This is a genomic window from Streptococcus sp. GMD4S, from assembly GCF_000296955.1.
Map to the genome: position 1 here is coordinate 1 of NZ_AJRE01000086.1, position 5,772 is coordinate 5,772.

Genomic DNA, 5,772 nt, shown 5'->3' on the forward strand with positions numbered 1-5,772 from the left:
TCTTGCTGGATAAAACGTTTATAGACTAGGCGACGAGGCGAAGATTGTACTAATGGTACATCGAGCTGAAGCCAACGAAGTATAGAAACGTTTTAGACGCAAGATTAGCGACGAAGTCCAAGAGAGTTGATTAACTCACGGTAACGGTTAACGTCGTTTTTACGCAAGTATGCAAGCAAGTTACGACGGCGACCGATTTTCTTCATCAATCCACGGTAAGTAGCGTGGTCTTTTTTGTGTTGTTTGATGTGTTCGTTAAGGTGGTTGATTTCCCAAGTAAGGACAGCAACTTGAACCTCTACTGAACCTGTATCACCTTCGTGACGTGCATATTGTGCGATGATTTCATTTTTTTTCTCTTTTGAGATTGCCATGATGTTTCTCCTTTTTATTTGGCTTCATCCGAGTGACAGGTTGGCATGCCTGTAACCAAGAAGAAGTTATTTGTCTTTACGACAATTCTTATTCTACCAAGAAGCAGAGACTTTGTCAACTGATTTACTGTTTAAAACCTTGAATTACTCTACTGATTTCAGGGCTTCAAGCATATCCACCTTTCTCAAGTGGTGATTGACAAAGAGACCTAGTAAAGTCAAAATCACCGTCACTGCGACGATTGGAAGCGCATAGACTTCCCAGCTGACCTGAGGATAAAAGAGTATGGTGGCAGGTGAAATCATTTGTATCAAAAATTGATGTAAATAGTAGCCTGCTACCAAACCGAGAACAATCCCCACAAGGGATAGCACTATGGTCTCGCGGTAGATATAGAGGGTCACTTCTTTATTGTGGAAACCGAGAACCTTGATAGTGGAAAGTTCGCGGATACGTTCTTCCACATTGATATTGGTGAGATTGTAAAGAATGACAATGGCTAGTAAGACGGAAACAAGGACAAGGATTGCCATGGTTTTATTGAGAGAATTGGCTACAGATTCAAAGAGATGGATAGCCGTTGCATTTTGGACGACCCCAGAAACAGCAGCTTTTCCCATGAAAGTAGCCGCTTCTTTCTCCGTATTGGAAGGTGTTGGGTCTTTTAATTTTACTAGGTAGGTATTGTCTTGCGGACTGGTTCCATAGACTTGTTCGTAAGTCGCACGGTTTAGATAAACAAAGTGTCCAACATAGTTTTCAGAAATAGCCGCAACCTTGATTTCCTTCCCGTCAAGCTCCAGCTTGTCTCCAACCGTAACACTTGCTAATTGGGCTAATTTTTGACTCACGACCGCTCCATTAGTGACCTGCAACTCTCGCCCATTTTCCTCTAATGTGATAAAGGGATTGAAGTCTTCTCCACTAGTAACCATCATGGTGATGGTTTGAAGTCCTGCTTTTCCTTTGAAATCTTTTTCAATGGATTTAGAGTAAATCTTTTGATAAGCGTGGATCGATTCAGCTTGCAAGGCACTTTCCAGATCTGCTTTTTCTTGCTCCGTTGCACTGCTCTTTTCTGCTACAATCATCTGGTATTGCTGGATTTGTTCAAATTGGCGTTCGGAAACTCCTCCCACAGATGACTGAATACCAAGACCAGCAAATAAGAGAGCAACTGAACCTACAACTCCAAAAATGGTCATCAGCATCCGTTGCTTATAACGAAAGATATTTCTTGCCGTAACCTTATGAGTAAAACTCAAACGACTCCAAATAAAGCTCAGTCGTTCCAGCAAAATCTTTGATCCCTTAACGGGAGGTTTGGGAAGTAAGAGTTGGGCTGCTTCATCGTGCAACTCCCTTCGCGCCACCAGATAAGCCGGCAAAACACTAGATACCCAACTCAAGGCTAGGGCAAGGATACTATAAGACCAATAGAAATACTCGTGACTTTTTCCAACAACCATCCCAGCTGTTATAACATCTGAAATCACCCCTGCAAGAAGATAATGTCCAAGAAGTGTTCCTATAATGGTTCCCACAGTTCCTGCAAGAAAACCATAGAGGACAAACTTGGCAACAATATCTCGGTTGCGGTAACCCAAGGCCTTGAAAATACCTGCATTGGTGCGTTCTTCATCTACAAAGCGAGTCATCGTTGTAAAGGTCACCATTGCAGCGACCATATATAGCACCACTGGGAAGATATTTCCGACTGAACGAATGCTTGATGATGCATTGCTGTACATGAGGTAGCCTTGACCACCTGGCATGGTTTGGCGATTGTATACGTGGTATTTCGGCTCTGCCAGTTCATCAAGCTCTTTCTGACGCTGTTCAAGCTTCTCTTTTTCCTTAGTTAGATCACTCTCTGTCTGAGCCAGTTTTTCTTTTTTTGTCGCCAGTTCTTCCTTAGCTTTTGTCAGCTGTCCCTCGATTTGACTCTTTTGCGGTTCTGGTAAAGCGGTCGCTTGTTCTTCTTGCGTTTTCAAGCGACTTTCGGCCTGCTCTAACTGACTCTTGCCATTTTCAAGGTTGCTTTCAGCAGTTTGGAGCTGTTCTTTGCCCTCTTCCAAGCTCTTTTGCCCATTTGATTTGATACTTGCCAATCTTTTTTGACCATTATCAGCAAGTAAGTCTTGCAACTCTTCCTGATGTTGGGCTCGTTTGGTCTTATAGTCTGATGAAAAAGTATCCAGATTTTTTAAATCGTCATAGCGCACACGCGCAATACTATAAACATCTGAGTCAAACTGACTGGGTAAAATTACTCCATAGCCAGTCAGGTTGCCATTTCCACTACTAGCACTTCCTAAATCTTCTTTAGAAAGAATCTCACCCGACTCAACAAATCCAGTAATTGTAAAAGTTTGGGATTTTACGATGGACTTTTCTTCTTTCTTAGTAAAGGTAATGGTCTGCCCAATCTGATAGCGGTCTTTCCAGAAGTCGGCTAGGGCAATTTCCTCATTTGTCTCTGGCAGTCGCCCTTCTGTCACTTGGAAGGTTGAAATGCTCTCTGGTTTGGAATAAAGTCGAACTGCTTCCTCACCATTTTCAACGGTTAGGTCTACCATATAGCCAAACTCAACACTTGCTCCTTGAAGGGTCTTTAGTTCGTCTTGGTCTTCTTTGTCCAAGCCATAATCAGCTATTACGGCCAGATCCAGGGTATTGGCTTTACGGAGATAATCCCCTGCCGTGCGTTCCATGTTTGGACTGGCTACTTTAAGACCTACTAGGGCTAAAGAACCCAGCATCATCAAGGTCAAGATAGAAACAAAGCGTCCCTTTGAAGTCGTCACTGACTGAAATAGGTCTTTTCGATATGTTTTTTTCATGCTAATACTCCAATGTATCGATATCCTGCGGATGCTCATTGATCGTCATGCTCTTAACTGTAGCATCGCGCATATGAATCACGCGATCTGCAATAGGAGCTAGCGCACCATTGTGGGTCACGATAATCACCGTCGCTCCTTTTCGACGAGACATGTCTTGGAGAATCTTCAAGACTTGCTTCCCCGTCTGGTAATCCAAGGCACCAGTCGGTTCATCACAGAGGAGAATTTTAGGATTTTTGGCTACAGCGCGTGCAATGGAGACTCGCTGTTGCTCCCCTCCAGAAAGCTGGGCTGGAAAATTATTGAGGCGATGAGCCAAACCTACATCTGTCAAGACCTGCTCAGGTTCTAAGGCATCTGTCACGATTTCTGAAGCCAGTTCCACATTTTCCTTGGCTGTCAGATTGGAAACTAGATTATAAAACTGAAAAACAAAACCTACATCTTCACGACGATAGTTTGTTCTCTGGTGCGAACTATAGTTGGCAATATTGGCACCATCGATCCAAATCTCCCCCTCATCATTGGTATCCATACCTCCTAGGAGATTGAGAACGGTTGATTTTCCAGCACCTGAAGCACCAAGGATAATAACCAGCTCCCCCTTTTCAATTTCAAAATTCACATCATGATTAGCCACAATCTCCGTATCCCCAACCTGATAACGCTTGTAGCTGTGTTTCATTTCAATATAAGCCATATCGTTTATCTCCTTTTCAAAGCTCGTTTCCTTAAATCAACAAGGTGTTGATTCTAAATCACAAATATTATATAATGGGCTAAGTCAAAAAGCAATAATCAAAAATCAACAAAGTGTTGATTTAAGAAAAAGGAAGAGAAATGGTTCAGAAACGAAAAACTACTACTAAGGAAGACATCAAGGAAGCTTTGATTCAGTTGCTATCAGAGGAGAAATTTGAAAATATATCAATTAGTAAACTCTGTAAACGCGCAGGGATTAATAGGGGAACTTTCTATCTACACTATGAAGACAAATATCAAATGATTGACAGTTTTAAAAGTGAAATTATTTCCCAGCTCTACATTTTTTTAGAAAAAGAAAGAGAATCGCCTAGAAAGTTTATGTTAGCCAACTTCTATATATTACGTTCGAACGAACGCCTTATTAACGCCTTGTCCCAAAGTCATTACATAGACTTTCGTGGTGCAATTCGTGAATTTCTAAGTAGCATTATTCTAACTGAAAATCAAAAAGAAAAGACTCGTCATTTCTTATCTGAAAACTTCCAAATTCCTCACAAATACGCTTTGGAAATCTTCTTATCAAGTATTGAAGGAATTATTTCTCTTTGGATTGCTGGGGGAGCTCAAGAAGAACCGGAAGAAATCACGGATATAATCTTATCAACCTATAACTACGAACACTGGAGCTACGAATCAAAAGAAGATTAATTCATACAACTTACTATTTCATAAGCTATATCCTCTCATTTTATACTTTTTCAATTAGCTAAATTGCCTTTTTTTAAACTTAGATACAAAAAAGCCTAGGAACCCTAGGCTTTCTGTTTATAGATTATTTTCCAAGGTAGTATTCAGAAACTACATTCAATTTTTCGTCGAATTCGAATACCAATGGTGGGAAGTTAGGGATTTCCACATCCATGATTTCGTCATCTGACAAGCGTTTGATGTGTTTTACAAGGGCACGGATTGAGTTGCCGTGAGCTCCTACGAATACGTTTTTACCATCTTTAAGTGCTGGAGCAATTTTGTCTTCCCAGAATGGAAGGGCACGTTCCAAAGTCACTTTCAAGTTTTCAGCATCTGGGATAACTGAGTCGTCAAGTGAAGCGTAACGACGGTCAGTGTGTGCTGAATGCTCATCATCACGATCCATGTTTGGAGGCAATACATCGTATGAACGACGCCAGATGTGAACTTGCTCATCACCAAATTGTTCCGCAGCTTCAGCCTTGTTTTTACCAGTCAAACCACCGTAGTGACGTTCGTTCAAGCGCCATGATTTTTCAACTGGAACCCACAATTGGTCAGAAGCTTCAAGAGCCAAGTTTGTTGTTTTGATTGCACGTTTCAATACTGAAGTGTAAGCTTGGTCAAATTCGATACCAGCTTCTTTGATCAATTTACCAGCGTCAATCGCTTGTTGTGTTCCTTTTTCAGACAAATCAACATCAGCCCAACCAGTGAAAAGGTTAGCTTTGTTCCATTCAGACTCACCGTGGCGAGCAAAAACCAATTTTACCATTAGATGGATTCTCCTTTTATTTTTCGAGGTTTCCCTCGTTTATCTATTCTATTTTACACAATTTTTCACAAAAAAGCTAGTTAAAATCAACTAAAAAGAGAGAACAGTGTCCTCTCATCTAGTTATTATTAATTCGCGATATTCAATCAAGAAACGATTGCAATTATTTTTTATTTAAAGCATCAATTATACGATCAGTATTCTTAGTTACATTAGTATCATTGTAACGATTATGAATTAGACCTTCAATTGTTTCTTTGCAATTTTCAAGATTAGCTTTTTCAAATACTACCACACTGACAACATGTGTTCCACCAGAAG

5 protein-coding genes are annotated in these 5,772 nt (G+C 40.8%); 1 reads left to right on the forward strand and 4 read right to left on the reverse strand.

Annotated elements, in window-relative coordinates; all coding sequences use genetic code 11:
- Positions 1 to 104: 104 nt before the first annotated feature.
- The 3 genes from rpsO to GMD4S_RS06750 form a co-directional block, all read right to left on the reverse strand.
- Positions 105 to 374: a 30S ribosomal protein S15 gene (rpsO, locus tag GMD4S_RS06740; RefSeq protein ID WP_001018251.1), complete on the reverse strand. Its 270-nt coding sequence runs from the start codon at positions 372 to 374 to the stop codon at positions 105 to 107.
- Between the two features lie 144 nt (positions 375 to 518).
- Positions 519 to 3,218, reverse strand: coding sequence for an FtsX-like permease family protein (locus GMD4S_RS06745; RefSeq protein ID WP_000754606.1), 2,700 nt, complete (start codon positions 3,216 to 3,218; stop codon positions 519 to 521).
- A gap of 1 nt (position 3,219) precedes the next feature.
- Positions 3,220 to 3,921, reverse strand: a complete 702-nt coding sequence (locus GMD4S_RS06750; protein WP_000323378.1) for an ABC transporter ATP-binding protein — start codon at positions 3,919 to 3,921, stop codon at positions 3,220 to 3,222.
- 140 nt (positions 3,922 to 4,061) lie between these two features.
- On the opposite strand from GMD4S_RS06750, the gene GMD4S_RS06755 reads away from it, so the two are divergent.
- On the forward strand, positions 4,062 to 4,634 hold the full coding sequence (locus GMD4S_RS06755; RefSeq protein ID WP_000250301.1) for a TetR/AcrR family transcriptional regulator: 573 nt from the start codon (positions 4,062 to 4,064) through the stop codon (positions 4,632 to 4,634).
- A gap of 124 nt (positions 4,635 to 4,758) precedes the next feature.
- Here GMD4S_RS06755 and GMD4S_RS06760 read toward each other — a convergent pair whose 3' ends face one another.
- A complete protein-coding gene (locus tag GMD4S_RS06760) occupies positions 4,759 to 5,451 on the reverse strand; it encodes a phosphoglycerate mutase (protein ID WP_000240130.1) in 693 nt (230 codons plus the stop codon).
- Positions 5,452 to 5,772 lie beyond the last annotated feature (321 nt).